The 13,364-nt window shown below is 57.7% G+C and carries 11 protein-coding genes; 7 read left to right on the top strand and 4 right to left on the bottom strand.

Annotated features, from left to right (window positions below; all coding sequences use genetic code 11):
* The first annotated feature begins 304 nt into the window (after positions 1-304).
* The 3 genes from L4X63_RS09515 (at position 305) to L4X63_RS09505 (ending at position 6,533) form a co-directional block, all read left to right on the top strand.
* Positions 305-3,235 carry a beta-propeller fold lactonase family protein gene (locus tag L4X63_RS09515; RefSeq protein ID WP_250678392.1) on the top strand — a complete coding sequence of 977 codons (2,931 nt, stop codon included), beginning with the start codon at positions 305-307 and terminating at the stop codon, positions 3,233-3,235.
* A 61-nt stretch (positions 3,236-3,296) separates the two neighbouring features.
* Positions 3,297-4,736 carry a metallophosphoesterase gene (locus tag L4X63_RS09510; protein ID WP_250678391.1) on the top strand — a complete coding sequence of 480 codons (1,440 nt, stop codon included), beginning with the start codon at positions 3,297-3,299 and terminating at the stop codon, positions 4,734-4,736.
* Positions 4,737-5,525: 789 nt separating this feature from the next.
* A complete protein-coding gene (locus L4X63_RS09505; RefSeq protein WP_250678390.1) occupies positions 5,526-6,533 on the top strand; it encodes a zinc-dependent alcohol dehydrogenase family protein in 1,008 nt (335 codons plus the stop codon).
* 185 nt (positions 6,534-6,718) lie between these two features.
* Here the strand turns inward: L4X63_RS09505 and L4X63_RS09500 are convergent, their stop codons facing one another.
* Together L4X63_RS09500 and L4X63_RS09495 are read right to left on the bottom strand one after the other, a co-directional pair.
* Positions 6,719-7,006, bottom strand: a complete 288-nt coding sequence (locus tag L4X63_RS09500; RefSeq protein WP_250678389.1) for a hypothetical protein — start codon at positions 7,004-7,006, stop codon at positions 6,719-6,721.
* A 155-nt stretch (positions 7,007-7,161) separates the two neighbouring features.
* Positions 7,162-7,413, bottom strand: a complete 252-nt coding sequence (locus tag L4X63_RS09495; RefSeq protein ID WP_250678388.1) for a hypothetical protein — start codon at positions 7,411-7,413, stop codon at positions 7,162-7,164.
* Between the two features lie 449 nt (positions 7,414-7,862).
* Here L4X63_RS09495 and L4X63_RS09490 point away from each other — a divergent pair, with 449 nt between their 5' ends.
* Genes L4X63_RS09490 through L4X63_RS09480 form a run of 3 tightly spaced genes read left to right on the top strand, consistent with a single transcriptional unit; the run spans position 7,863 to position 11,125 of the window.
* Positions 7,863-8,822, top strand: a complete 960-nt coding sequence (locus L4X63_RS09490; RefSeq protein ID WP_250678387.1) for a phage tail protein — start codon at positions 7,863-7,865, stop codon at positions 8,820-8,822.
* Between the two features lie 7 nt (positions 8,823-8,829).
* Positions 8,830-9,159: a hypothetical protein gene (locus tag L4X63_RS09485; RefSeq protein WP_250678333.1), complete on the top strand. Its 330-nt coding sequence runs from the start codon at positions 8,830-8,832 to the stop codon at positions 9,157-9,159.
* Positions 9,152-11,125, top strand: coding sequence for a hypothetical protein (locus L4X63_RS09480; RefSeq protein WP_250678386.1), 1,974 nt, complete (start codon positions 9,152-9,154; stop codon positions 11,123-11,125). The genes L4X63_RS09485 and L4X63_RS09480 overlap by 8 nt, the downstream gene beginning before the upstream one ends.
* Positions 11,126-11,532: 407 nt before the next feature.
* Here the strand turns inward: L4X63_RS09480 and L4X63_RS09475 are convergent, their stop codons facing one another.
* The gene (locus L4X63_RS09475; RefSeq protein WP_250678385.1) at positions 11,533-12,072 is read right to left on the bottom strand and encodes a hypothetical protein; all 540 of its coding nucleotides are present in this window, start codon (positions 12,070-12,072) and stop codon (positions 11,533-11,535) included.
* On the bottom strand, positions 12,072-12,821 hold the full coding sequence (locus L4X63_RS09470; RefSeq protein WP_250678384.1) for a LexA family transcriptional regulator: 750 nt from the start codon (positions 12,819-12,821) through the stop codon (positions 12,072-12,074). The genes L4X63_RS09475 and L4X63_RS09470 overlap by 1 nt, the downstream gene beginning before the upstream one ends.
* A 281-nt stretch (positions 12,822-13,102) precedes the next feature.
* Between L4X63_RS09470 and L4X63_RS09465 the strand changes: the two genes are divergently transcribed.
* Positions 13,103-13,354 carry a helix-turn-helix domain-containing protein gene (locus tag L4X63_RS09465; protein WP_250678383.1) on the top strand — a complete coding sequence of 84 codons (252 nt, stop codon included), beginning with the start codon at positions 13,103-13,105 and terminating at the stop codon, positions 13,352-13,354.
* Positions 13,355-13,364 lie beyond the last annotated feature (10 nt).

Here is a 13,364-nt window from a genome sequence, read left to right as displayed (position 1 = left end):
CACCTTATCGCCCCCGGCACGAGAAGGTTTAGAACCATTTCTCCGCTACCATCTTGCTCATGTCCTCCCGTTACCTCGATTTTTTTTACCTTAGCTGATACCAAACTTCCAAGATACGTCAATCCCTGGCCGCAACCGGCACATCGGCTTCTTATACGAAGGAGGGCATCACAGGAAGTAAAACTTTCGTTAAATATATCTTCTTGCCTGACCGATAGGCAGTAGAAACCCTCACGGAGGCCCACCCTGTCTCCGGCATACAATGCGCGATTCAAAGGCCCTCGTGGTCGAAGGGAGGAGATCTATGAGACACGGTGCATGGCTGGTTCTTACCCTGGCGGCAGTATTCTCTTTTCTCTCCGGATGTAACGGAAGCGGCGGTGGCAGTGCCGCCACGGCCCAGTTCCTGCCGAACATGAACCAGTACATCACCCCGCTGGCTCCCCCGGGCTCCCAGTTCGAAATGCTGAACCCGGGCCTCCTCGACAAGCCCGACTGGCTGGCCGGACAGGCGGTATCGACGGCAACGAGCCCGGACGGCAAGACCCTCCTGGTGCTGACGAGCGGATACAACCGCGTCTATAGCTCCACCCCCAGCTCTCCCTATCCCTGGTACCAGCCGGACTCCGGCGAGTACGTCTTCATCTACGACATCTCTTCCAAGACTCCCGTGAAGACCCAGGTCATGATGGTGCCCAACACCTACCACGGCATCGTCTTCGATCCCACCGGCAGCGCGTTCTACGTGAGCGGCGGGGTGAGCGACAACGTCCACGTCTTTACCAGGAACCCCGTCGGGACCTGGGGAGAGGTAACGACACCGCTTGCCCTGGGCCACAACAACACGGGGAACGGCCTCCCCTGGAGCGCCAACTTCGGCAACGGCTCCATCAATCTCCAGATCGGGGTGAAAGCGTGCGCCGCGGGGGTGGCGATTTCCAGCGACGGCAAGACGCTGGTGGTGGCCAATTATTATAACGATTCGGTCTCCGTCTTCAGGGGGGGACTGAACAGCTGGGCCGCGGCCGGGGAACTGGATCTCCGCCCGGGCAAAAGCGGCGGGACCGCGGGGGTAGCGGGGGGCGAATATCCGTTCTGGGTAGCCGTCAAGGGAACCGAGGCCGGCGGGACGGCAACCGCCTACGTTTCGAGCATCCGCGACCGCGAGGTCGTCGTGGTCAACCTGAACGGCACCCCGTCCGTGACCGGAAGGATCAAGGTCGTGGGGCAGCCGAACAAGATGACGCTCAACAAGGACCAATCGCTTCTGTACGTGGTGGAAGACCAGTCCGATACCGTCGATATCGTCCGTACCAGCGACAACACGGTAGTGGGGACCATACCGGTCATCGCACCGGCGTCGGCCTTGCCCGCGTCGCTTTCCTCCCTCAGGGGGGCAAACTCCAACAGCGTCACCCTCTCCCCCGACGGGAAACGGCTCTTCGTCACCAACGGGAACCTGAACAGCGTCGCGGTGGTGGATCTCAACGACACCGGCACGAACGGCCAGGTGTCCGGGCTCATCCCCACCGGGTGGTATCCTAACTCGACGAGCATCAGCGCGGACGGCAGCTGGCTGTACGTGGTCAACGGGAAATCGGCCACCGGCCCCAATCCCGATTTCCGCTACAGTTACGGCCCCCCCTCGCGCCCCAACGGTTTCCTCACCAACCATTACAATCCCCAGTTGACCAAGGCCGGGCTCCAGAGCATCCCGCTTCCCGCCACCGCACAACTGCAGAGCCTCACCGCGCAGGTCGTCTCCAACAACCGCTTCTCCTATGCCGACGGCGCACGCGACCTCGAGGTCATGAGCGCTTTAAAGGCCAACATCAAGCACGTAATCTTCATCATCAAGGAAAACCGCACCTACGACCAGGTCCTCGGGGACCTTGAAAAAGGGAACGGGGATCCCGCCCTCACGGAATTCGGAGAAGCGTACACCCCCAACCAGCACGCCCTGGCCCGCACCTTCGTCACCCTCGACAACTTCTACGACAGCGCCGAAGTGAGCAACGACGGCTGGGCCTGGACCACGTCGGCACGGGCGCCGGACGTGGTCGAGCACCAGTACCCGGTCGCCTATGCCGGCCGAGGGCTCAGCCTGGATACCGAGGGAGCCAACCGGAGCGTGAACGTAGCCTACCCGACCCTTGCCCAGCGCAAGGCGGCCAATCCCCTCACGCCGGACGACGACGATCTCCTGCCGGGACAGACCGACGTGGCGGCTCCCGACGGGCCGGGCAACGAAGTCAACAAGGGGTACCTCTGGGATGCGGCGCTGCGCCGGGGACTCACCGTCCGCAACTACGGCTTCTTCCTGGATACCACCCGCTACAACATCCCGCTGGCCGCCGGCGGCATCGATCTCGTGAAAGATCCCGCCACCGCCGGAGTCCAGGTCGCCTATCCCGCCAGTGCCGCACTGGCCCCGTACACCGACATCTATTTCCGCGGCTTCGACAACTCGTTCCCCGACTACTACCGGTTCAAGGAGTGGGAGCGGGAATTCGACGGCTACGAAAACTCCGGAGATCTTCCGGCCCTTAGCCTTGTCCGCTTCATGCACGACCACACCGGCAACTTCGCCACCGCGATTGACGGCGTCAACACCCCGGAGATACAGCAGGCCGATAACGACTACGCGGTCGGCCTCCTGGTGGAAAAGATTTCCAAGAGTCCCAAGTACAAGGACAACACGCTGATCTTCGTCATCGAAGACGACTCCCAGGATGGCGGCGACCACGTCGATTCCCACCGCAGCATCGCCTTCGTGGCCGGAGCATTCGTGAAGCAGGGAGCGCTCGTTTCCTCCCAGTACAACACGGTGAACTTCCTGCGGACCATCGAGGAGGTCCTGGGGCTTTCGCCGATGAACCTGAACGACGCCCTGGCCCGGCCGATGACCGACTGCTTTACCACTACCGCGGCCCCCTGGAGCTTCACCTCCAAACCGGCGGCGATCCTCTCCGGGACCACCCTGCCCCCCTTCGCCAACCCCTCGGTCGCAAGCATCGCGCGGGTGCCGAGACCGGCCCACGATGCGAAGTACTGGGCCAAAGCCACCAGGGGAATGGATTTCTCGTCGGAGGACAAATTCAATTTCGCGCGCTACAACCGGATCCTGTGGAAGGGATTGATGGCGGGCAAGCCGTATCCGGCAGGCCCGACCGGGAAGGACCTGCGCAAAAACCGCAAGGAGCTCCTCTCCCGCTACCGCGTGGCCATGAAGTAGCAAAGGGGTGGCAGGAGACGGAAGCGTTCGGCAGACGACCAGGATTCCAGGAGAGAGTTTTATGACGGGGATTAGCAGACGGACTTTTGTGAAGTATTCGGCGGGGACGATCGCAGGGATCTACCTCGGTGCCTTGAACAGCGGTTGTAGCGGCAGCTCTCCCAGCGGCGACTACCAGGTAGTGGTCTTCTCGGACGTTCACTTCAATCCGTTGTACGACCCGTCGCTTTTCCAGGCGCTGGTCGCGGCCGACGCGTCCGGCTGGGATGCGGTTTTCAAGACGTCGGCAGTGACCGCCCCTTCGGCCTGGGGGAAGGATAGCAACTATCCCCTCCTCGAGCTGGCACTGGAAGGTATCGGGGAGCGGCTGGGAACGAGCCCGTTCGTGATATTCACCGGCGACATCCTCGGGCACGGTCTCCCGCAGATGTTCTACTACTTCCAGCACGGCACCACAGCCCCCCGCGACGCCACCGATACCGCCGCCATGCAGGCATTTACCAACAAGGCGGTAGCCTTTTCCATGAACAAGGTACGGGAAGCGGTCGGGGATAGGCCGGTCTTTTTCGCCGTCGGCAACGGAGACTCCTACACGGGATACGGCCCGGACAGCGCCTTTCTCTCCAATACCGGGGATCTCTTCTACACGGCCATGCTCAACGGCACCGGCGACCGCCAGCAATTTCTCGCCACCTTCCAAAACGGCGGATACTATTCCGTGGAACCGGCCGGTACCGGCCTGATGGTGATCGGGATGAACACCATCATTTTCTCTCCGCTGGTGGCCCCCACTCCGGGGGCCAACGACAGCGCGGTGGCCGCGCAACTCGACTGGCTCGATGCGAGGTTGGCCGCCGCCACGGTCGCCGGCAAAAAGGTGTGGCTCTTGATGCACGCCCCGCCGGGCGCCGATCTCGGCAGTACCGCGCAACCGGCCAACCTCGACGCCAACGGCCATCCTTCCACGGCCACCATGATGTGGGTGGCCGGGTACCAGGCAAGATTCCTCGCCATCATTGCCAACTACCCGGGGCTGGTATCCCTGACCCTGGCGGGCCATACCCACATGGACGAGTACCGGGTACTTCCCTCATCCGACACCGTCGAAATAACCCCGTCCATCGCCCCGTACTTCGGCAACAACCCGGGCTTCAAGGTACTCGCCATATCCGGGCGCACCCTCAGGCCGACCGACTACAGCACCTTCAACTGCGACCTGGCCGCCACCTCTTCGAAGTTCTCCCCGTACTACACCTTTGCGGCCGCGTATTCCCTGCAGGGGGACCTTGGTGCCTCCCTCGCAAAGCTCACCCCCACGCTGGTAACGAACAGTTCGAACCAGGCGCTGTACCGGGGTTACTATTACTCCGGCCACAATACACCGGCCTCGGGAAGCGACACCCTCGTCAACCCGATCACCAACACCAACTGGCCGATCTACTGGAGCGGCATAGCAAACATGGATGCCCAAGCGCTGATCGCCAGCGCCGACGCCTATTGACCTGGTCCTGTACCTCCGCCATTCCCCTTTCCAGAGCTGCCCCCTCTCGGAAAATTTAACTTTTGGGGCAAAAAAGGATGATTTTAGGGCCGGGGTGCTCATTTCGTGCGTATTCCGGACCTTCCCCCTTCGGATGGACCAGCTTTTTCCAGAAAAATGTTCTGTTTGGCCCGTTTTATGTACACTTTTACGTTTTTCGGTACCGCTTTCGAACTTTACCGAATGATTTTCCGAGAAAAATGAACCGTTTTCAGGGAAAACGGAGTAAAAATCCATAAAAACGATCCGTTTTTGCCCCAACGCGGCCGTTTCCCACCGCATTTGAGGCCTCATTAGGGGAAATCGGTCCCGCAACGAGTAAAAACGGAGCTAAAAAATCAAATTGCCTGTTGGTTTGCCCCAATTTTGATTCCTTTTTCAAAGAAAACGGACCAGTTTTCGGAGAAAACGGATCGTTTTTCGATTTTTTCAGTCAAAAACACCTCCAAAACTGACTAATGAACCTTATATCGGGCAAATGCTGGCGGTGCCCGAGCAGGGGCTATAGGTATATTCGGTCCCCCTCCCGGTACCCCGGCTGATCCCTCTGGCCGTTACCTGTTGCAGGAACGCAGGAACCGACCACATCGATCTGTGCTCCTCCGGCATGCCCCAACTTTAGCCGCGCCCCTCCAAATATCGAATAGTAAGCAGGATGTCCCCCACCCTTAGCAAAATCATTTCCGGCCTCCACCGGAGAAGAGAGAGGTACTATTACCTTAAAGATCATCTCTGTCGGAGGAACATCGTATGAAAGCGGTGAGACTTACAGGAACCGGCGGGCTCGAACGACTGACCATTGCCGAAGCGGGCGACCCGGGTGAGCCGCAAGAAGGTGAACTCCTGGTGCGGTTGCACGCAAGTTCGTTGAACTATCATGATTATATGGTTGCGCTGGGGAAGATCGCGACCACAGACGGACTCATTCCTCTAAGCGACGGAGCGGGAATCGTAGAAAGGATCGGGGCAGGTGTCAGCGAGTTTGCCGTCGGCGATCACGTCGTCTCCTGCTTTTTTCCCAACTGGCAAAATGGCGAAGTCACATCCTCCGCGCTTGCCATAGTTCCAGGCGATACCGCGGATGGTTATGCGCAGGAGAGAGTGGTGCAGCCTGCGAGCTGGTTCACCCATGCACCGAAGGGGTACAGTCATTCCGAATCGGCGACATTGACCACAGCGGGGCTTACGGCCTGGCGCGCATTAGTCAGTGATGGTCATTTGAAGGCGGGTGAGACGGTATTAGTGTTGGGGACAGGCGGGGTCTCAATATTCGCTCTGCAGTTTGCGAAAATGATGGGCGCATCGGTGATCGTCACATCCTCATCGGATGAAAAGCTCGCTCGTGCACAAGCTCTCGGTGCCGACTGTACCATCAACTATCGGCAGTATCCGAACTGGGCGGACCGGGTTATGGAATTAACTGAGGGCCGTGGTGTCGATCATGTCATCGAGGTGGGAGGACCGGACACATTGCCCCAGTCGATCAAGTCATGCCGCATCGGAGGGCATATCGAGCTCATCGGTGTCCTGACCGGTTTCTCCGGTCCCATTCCGACCGTTGCGCTACTGGCAAGGCACATCAGGCTTCAGGGAATGCAAGTCGGAAGCCGCCACCAGCAGATAGAAATGATCCGGGCACTGGATGCCAACGCCATGAAGCCCGTTATCGACAAAAGCTTTCCGTTACAAGACTTGGCCGAGGCCTTCCGTTACCAGGAGAGCGGCATACATTTTGGGAAAATCTGTATCGAGATATGAAGAGTGGGGAGGGACAACGGGGGCATGTCATCCTAGAGCACGCCTTCCCACTTTCCGGCATTCGGTCAATAATCCTGTCGGATTCTTAACTTACAGGGCGTATTCCAGATCTGACCCCTCGAATACTCTCGAATACTCGAATAGCCCGTTTATGGAACGAAAGAACAATTTGGAGAACAAGACCTCTAATCATCATTGAACATGTATGGCTTCGTTGGGTCAATAGGGTCGTCCATTAGCAAAATCGGCTCCCGCTGAGGAGTTTTCCCACATTGATGATTGTATTCGCGCAATTCCTCCAGCGATTTCACCATCCTCGCCTCCTTTTCGGCCTTCTCAGCGGATTCCCTCTGGAACTTTGTCAGCAGATCCTCCGGCTCTACCGGTGATCGGTTCCAAGAACGTATAACGAAGCAAAGGCTAACGACAGCGGCAAAACCGAGAAGCAACAAGCCTGCATATAAAACTGCCATAAATTCCACCTCAAATGTTTGAACCGATAGGTCCCCCGATCAGTTCGTGGATTTTTTCATCAGCCTCGATATCCCCGGATATCGAGGCATACCAATGGCCGGCTTCGTAGGAGATCGTTGAGTCTTCAACCTTCTTGCTACAGAAATTGAGGATCCTATCCTTCTTTACTGTCTTCGAGAGACGGCCATTCACGAAGGAGGCTATTCTTCAGTAAACGCTTACTCCTGGCATCGAATGCCTCTTGAGAAAAATAAGCTTCTTTGAAGGTGCCGATAAGGGATTGGATTTCCTTTTCGGGTTCACGATAGTCCCCGGTCGCCCCGACACAAATGATCGGTTTCTCCAGGTGGTTACGGAGGCGAATGGTGATCTCAGCATCCGGAAACATGCCATGGAGCTTTTTCATAAGCTCTTCGCAGTATCTTTCGGTCTCTTCGGTAGAAATCCTGGTAAACAGAAGGAAAAATTGTAAAAAATACAGACGCGACCCCTTGAAGCTTCCAGGGCGTATTCAAGATCTGACCCCTCGGAGGGCCCACTCGAATCAGAAGATGTCTCGCCCTTCAATGCCACGCCCCATCGCATGGTGGATCAATCCGAGAATATCCAAGCAAGGTTGAGGAGGCCTGCTTCCTCTAGAGAAAGTCGCCGATAACATTAATATGTTACATAAGTTACCTACGTCGCCCCCCCGTGCTCCCACGCCGTTTTTGCTCCTTCGGTAGACTGTCATCTTCCCCCCTTCGCTTCAGAAATTGAGATGCCTTGGAAAGAAAAAGGAGCGCAGCACTTGCCACGCCCCCTTGCACCGGCGCACATACAGTTCAATTTCACGTACCTTTAACGGAGGTTTAAATGATGTTTAAACGCGCGTTATTCACCCTGCTCATTTTGCTTTTGCCTGTGACCGCCATGGCAGGAAAGACCGTCTTTGTCGACGGCAACCCGACGACCAGGTCGCCCGGGACCCGGCTCACCGCGGCCACGCTGAACGGCCTACAGAACCACCGTCACGACGGCCAGGACCAGGACGGGTCCGCCCCTCTCGACTTTGCTCCGGACACGAGCTCGACCGCCAACGTCATCCAGATCTCCCTCACGCCGCCCCTTACCCAGAACGTGGTGGGGATGCCGATCTGGCTGAAAGTGGCCAATACCAACACTGGACCGGTCACCCTGCAGGTGAACGGCTTGACGGCGGCCGCGCTTCTCAAGAACGTTTCCGATCCCCTTGCCGCCGGGGATATCCAGGCCGGTCAGATCATTGGCGTCAGCTGGGCCGGATCCGCCTACCAGCTGACCAACTACCAGAACCAGCCGCCCCCGCCGACCACCGACGCTTCCACGCTAAACGGCCAGACTGCAGCCCAGATAACCCCTCCCGGTGCGGTCATCGGCTTTGCCATGCCGAGCGTGCCTTCCGGCTGGCTTTTCTGCGATGGCCGCGCCGTGCTCCGGAGCCAATTCCCCGGGCTGTTTTCCGCGATCGGCACCACCTACGGCGCCGGTGATGGCGCGTCGACCTTCAACCTTCCCGACTTCCGCGGCGAGTTCGTGAGGGGCTGGGACGGGAGCGGACTGAGCGCCCGCGGGGTTGACCCCGGCCGCGCGATGGGGAGCTGGCAGGGGGACCAGGTTGGCAGCCATGTACATGTTGTCGACCACGACCTCTACTACGTGCAGGCCGGTACCCGCGATACCCCCGTCTGGGCCAATACCGGCGCGCAGACCCATTCGCCGAACAACACCTCCTCCTTCGGCGGAAGCGAGACACGGCCGCGCAACTTCCCGCTGATGTACTGCATCAAATACTGAGGTCCCCATGCAACGCACCGAAACGCCAGACGGCCAGTTCGTCCCCGGAAACACCATTACCGGCCAGAAGGGAAGCAAGGTAAGTACCGCCTGGCTGATGAGCGTCCAGGAGGAAATCTGCGGAGTCATCGAGGCCGCCGGGATTGTCCTGGATCCCGCCGAGCGCAACCAGCTCCTGCTGGCGATTGCCACCCACGCTACCGGTGCGGTCTACACCGATATTGGCGGCTCCGGAGCGACCATGAAAATGGGGTGGCGGGCAGAAAAAGCCGCCGACGGATCGATCAGCTGGAGCATGGAACCGGTAACACTGAACAGAGGGAATTTAGATGCGTAATTTATTGATGATAGTTGTGTTGCTGCTGGTCTTTTCCTCCCAGGCCTTTGGTGCCGCTTTCAACGGGCCAGCCTGGGGCACTTTTTCCTCCGCAACCGGGGGTACCCTTAACGCTGGCAAACAGGGCACCAACACTCTGCAGATCATTGGCGGCACCATAGGCCAGGTGGGAGGCAAACCGACGCTAACTATCCCTTCCTTGCCTTACGTCAGAATGACTGATTTTATGGACGGGAAGGCGGGAAGGCCAACGTTTAACCAGTGGTCAAGCGCACAAGCCACCACCAGCATCTATTCAGCGTATCAGGCCGCAAAGGCTGCCCTCCCTGCTGCTGGTGGAGAGATTGTTTTTGACCACAGCGGTAACTACTACACCGCAAGCCAGTTAGTAATAGACAAGTCCATCACGCTCAGAGGAAACATGCCTGCAGGGAGTGCCAACGGGACTTCGTCCATCACCATCTTATCGGCAGTATCCGGCCCAACAGTTCTGGTCAATGCCGTAGACGGATGGGGGTTGAAGCATCTCAACTTTGCCTTTACAGCCGGGAATACAACCGGCACAGCGTGGGAGGGGCTCTCAGCCCAGCACGGAGATGTCGAGCATGTGACCATCACTAATGCTCCAGGTTCCCCTGCGGTGCTCTATACCGTGAATCCCGGATCCGGTGCAATTTACAACTCGATGCATAATTTTCACCGGGGAGTAGTTTTGCGTCTCAACAATACTGTAGATAACATCGAGGCCATTCAGCAAACAGGATCCACCACGGCGAACACCTGCTTTAACACGTGGCTGGATACCACGATCATTCCGACCAGGACCACCCACACGGCAATACATGAGGCTGCAGCCGACAACAACAACTTCATCAACACGCACATCTACGGCGGTGTGGTGGCCACGGCGGTGAACTTTGACTATTCGGTGAACACCAGCTGGCCGGCTGACACCCACTTCTACGGCATTGATCCTGGCCAGAGCACGTTCACAAACACCGGTACCCCCGGCGCATCTGCTACTTCTAACGTTGTCCATGGGCTTTCCCGCACCAACGGAGCTGCACCAGCCGACCTTGCAAACCTGTCTTTTGGTGCCACGCCCAAGGGACTTGGACAGACTTACAGCTACCCCGGCACCAACATCAACTTTGACCTGCTCCCCGGCAGCGATAGAAGTCTGAACCTCAACAAGCCGGTTGGCACCATCGCCGGGACGTCCAACTCTTACGTTAAGGTGGGCCTTATCGGGAACATCGACGGCAACGACCCCGAGTGGAACGGCTGGCGATGGTATGGTCATGCGGCGACGGACTCGGGAGTTTCTAAAGTTGCTGCCTTGAGGCTGTACAGCCGTTCTAACGCAACAGCGGACCCGACCGATTACTCCTTCGTCTTGGGGGCCGATTACAACACCTCGTCCGTTCTCCCGCTCAGCCTTGGGCTTTACGCAAAGAGTAAGGTGAAAATCGGGAAGTACTCGCTCGGGACTTTCACCGACTATGTGACCTTGTACGACGCTGCCGACAACAGTTCAACGTTCACCTTCATCAAGAGCAGCCAGCAGACGTTCTCGGGGCTCAATTACTTCGCCAACTCGGCACAGTTGAGGCTGCCCACTGCCTCGCAGTCGAGCGAAGGATACCTTTGGTATGACGCCACTACGAACCATACCATGATGTTCTCCAATGGCACCAACAACGTGATCACCCAGGCCGGATTTAGGGCGATCTCGGGGAACATCGGTGGCGGTGCTTTGGCGGCGGGGGCGTGTACCAGCGGCACGGTGACGGTCTCGGGGGCCACGACTAGCATGGCAGTAGTGGCAACACCGGTGACGTACCCTGGCGACGGTGTGATGTGGTCTGGTTATGTGTCGTCTGCCAACACCGTGACCGTAAAGGTCTGCGTCATGTCGGCTATGACGCCATCGACTTCGGCATACAATGTTAGGGTGTTGCAGTAAGGAGCGATAAATGGGGTTTTAAGACTTGGACTTTATAGCGTAGCCATGGTTTTGCAACCCTGATAAGAGCGGCGTTTGCGGTAGGAGGAGGGTTTTATCGATATCTATTTTGTAATGGGGTGGGAATAGGACGATAAAAATAAAAGTCAATTTCAACCGTGTGGGCTTTTTAAAGCGGGTTTGATGTGACGAGACAGATGCTGGGCTCACTGGACCTGACGAGGCGGGATATGATGGGATCAGATGGGATATAGTGGGAAAAGCTAAGGGTGATGGGAAGTTAGGAGGTGCCGCGACGGCCTGGTCTCGCTGATCGCGCAAACCGACGCGGACACATGGGAATCTGTGGATAACTCGTGCCGCGGAAACGTGCGGACACATGATTTACGCAAAGTAGATGGATGAATTCAATCGTCGCCGCGCTGGCGGATGGTGATGTACTTTGCCTCGATGATGGGAAGAGTAATGGAGGCTCCCATCCGGTTTTGACCGTCCATCGTTCCGGCCCCTTCGCCATACACCATAACGACGTCGCCCTCGTATGCCTTGATCGATCCGGGATACTGCACCAGAACGCTGTCGAGCCGGTTGTCGACATACATCTGGATCCCCGTATGCCCCCCGGACTCCTCGATCTGCAGGATCTTCCCCAGGACGCCGATCCGCGTGCCGTGAAACTTCCCGGGGTTCTTCAAAAACTCCTTCAGGTAGATGGCGTCCTTCTTCCCTCCCACCTTTTGCGTCGAGGCGATGTACTCTTTCTTGGTCTCTACGTGCTGCTCCGCCTTCTTGACCGCTTTGAGGTAATCCGGATCCTTGAGCAGCTCGGGAGTCGAGGATCCCGAGCTCTTAGACTGTTCCGGTCCCGGAGACGGCTTGTAATTGTCGCATCCACCCAGGGCGATGCAGAGACCCAGGGAAGCCCCCAAAACGAAACGATTTCGCATCACATCCTCCTCCCGCACCAGACCACCCTCCCCACCACGTTCAACGAGTCGAGCAGCTCTCCGGAGACCACCTCTGGCTCATAGACCTTGTTATCGCTCGCGACGATCACGCTGCCGTCTACTCTACGCTGGATCCGCTTTACCACCAGCCGTCCGTCCATCTGCAGCACGTACACCGCATTGTCGACCACCTGGTTCACCCTGAGGTCGATCAAAATGAGGTCCTGGTCGGAGAGCGTCTTCTCCATACTGTCCCCCACCACGTTGATCAGCGCGGTGGCCTCATCCGAAAGCCCCATCCTGGCAAACCACTCCCGCTTGAAGGCAAGATGATCGACGATCTGCTCCGACTCGATCACTGTACCGCCCCCAGCACTGGCCGAGACTTCGTACCTGGGCACCAGGACATACTCATCGCTCAGAGCCGGTGCCGAAGGAGCCTCGCCGGTACCCGGTTCCTTCCCCCATATCCACATGTTCATCTGCTCAGCCACATGGTTGTCCGGGCGCAAATTTGGCATATATTCCAGCCTCTGCTTCGGCCCCTGCCCATCCATGATGTAATCCGTGAATGACCGGAACTCGATCGCAATGCTCCTGGCCCAATCGAGCGGGAACTTCCCCCGTTTCTTCACCCCCGAGATCGACTGCGAGCTCGACCGGGCAAAAGCCGCCAGATCCTTGTAGTCAGTCCACCCGGTAAGTTCCTTGACGCGTTCCCACGCCTCATCAAATTGCGATGGTTTCATTTGGGAGTTCATGTGGCCAACTCCGAAGTTAACTTCCAAGTGTCCATGCGGGTAACTCCCAAATTACCGAGTTTTGCAAGTATACAATATCCCGAAGATTTCTCCACAAAGCCCTCCCAATTCATCAAAATAAACTCCCAAGTGAAATATAACCCTTGACTCATGTAATTCTCGGGTGTACTTTGCATTAACAAGTTAACTGGACAGCGCCAAAAACAAGGGGCCATTTCACCCCTAAGTTACCCGCCCCACCCGCAACCACGTGCAAAGGACCGCTTAACATGTCAAGCGAGAGAGGACCAAAAAAAGCCAGCTCCCGGAGGGAGTGGTTCAAGTACGAAATCAGGACCAAAGGTTCGTCGTTCAGCAAGATTGCCAGCAGCCTGGAGATCTCCCGGGCGGCGGTGACCGCCGGTATTGAGCGCCCGTCGACCCGCCTTGCCGATGCCGTGGCCACCGTCCTGGGCAGAGAGAAGTCCGAACTCTGGCCCGAACGGTTTCAAGGCCGGAAGCGTAGCATAAAACGTGGCTAATCGTAAAGAG

The sequence above is a fragment of the Geomonas sp. Red32 genome, assembly GCF_023652955.1.
GTDB lineage: Bacteria > Desulfobacterota > Desulfuromonadia > Geobacterales > Geobacteraceae > Geomonas.
Note: the sequence above shows the minus strand (reverse complement) of the source record. Positions and strands in the feature narration are given on the sequence as shown.

What these genes read in the sequence shown, in the direction of transcription:
- L4X63_RS09515 (WP_250678392.1), top strand. Translation starts at nt 305, where the DNA reads ATGAGACACGGTGCATGGCTGGTTCTTACCCTGGCGGCAGTATTCTCT.
- L4X63_RS09510 (WP_250678391.1), top strand. Translation starts at nt 3,297, where the DNA reads ATGACGGGGATTAGCAGACGGACTTTTGTGAAGTATTCGGCGGGGACG.
- L4X63_RS09505 (WP_250678390.1), top strand. Translation starts at nt 5,526, where the DNA reads ATGAAAGCGGTGAGACTTACAGGAACCGGCGGGCTCGAACGACTGACC.
- L4X63_RS09500 (WP_250678389.1), bottom strand. Translation starts at nt 7,006, where the DNA reads ATGGCAGTTTTATATGCAGGCTTGTTGCTTCTCGGTTTTGCCGCTGTC.
- L4X63_RS09495 (WP_250678388.1), bottom strand. Translation starts at nt 7,413, where the DNA reads ATGAAAAAGCTCCATGGCATGTTTCCGGATGCTGAGATCACCATTCGC.
- L4X63_RS09490 (WP_250678387.1), top strand. Translation starts at nt 7,863, where the DNA reads ATGATGTTTAAACGCGCGTTATTCACCCTGCTCATTTTGCTTTTGCCT.
- L4X63_RS09485 (WP_250678333.1), top strand. Translation starts at nt 8,830, where the DNA reads ATGCAACGCACCGAAACGCCAGACGGCCAGTTCGTCCCCGGAAACACC.
- L4X63_RS09480 (WP_250678386.1), top strand. Translation starts at nt 9,152, where the DNA reads ATGCGTAATTTATTGATGATAGTTGTGTTGCTGCTGGTCTTTTCCTCC.
- L4X63_RS09475 (WP_250678385.1), bottom strand. Translation starts at nt 12,072, where the DNA reads ATGCGAAATCGTTTCGTTTTGGGGGCTTCCCTGGGTCTCTGCATCGCC.
- L4X63_RS09470 (WP_250678384.1), bottom strand. Translation starts at nt 12,821, where the DNA reads ATGAAACCATCGCAATTTGATGAGGCGTGGGAACGCGTCAAGGAACTT.
- L4X63_RS09465 (WP_250678383.1), top strand. Translation starts at nt 13,103, where the DNA reads ATGTCAAGCGAGAGAGGACCAAAAAAAGCCAGCTCCCGGAGGGAGTGG.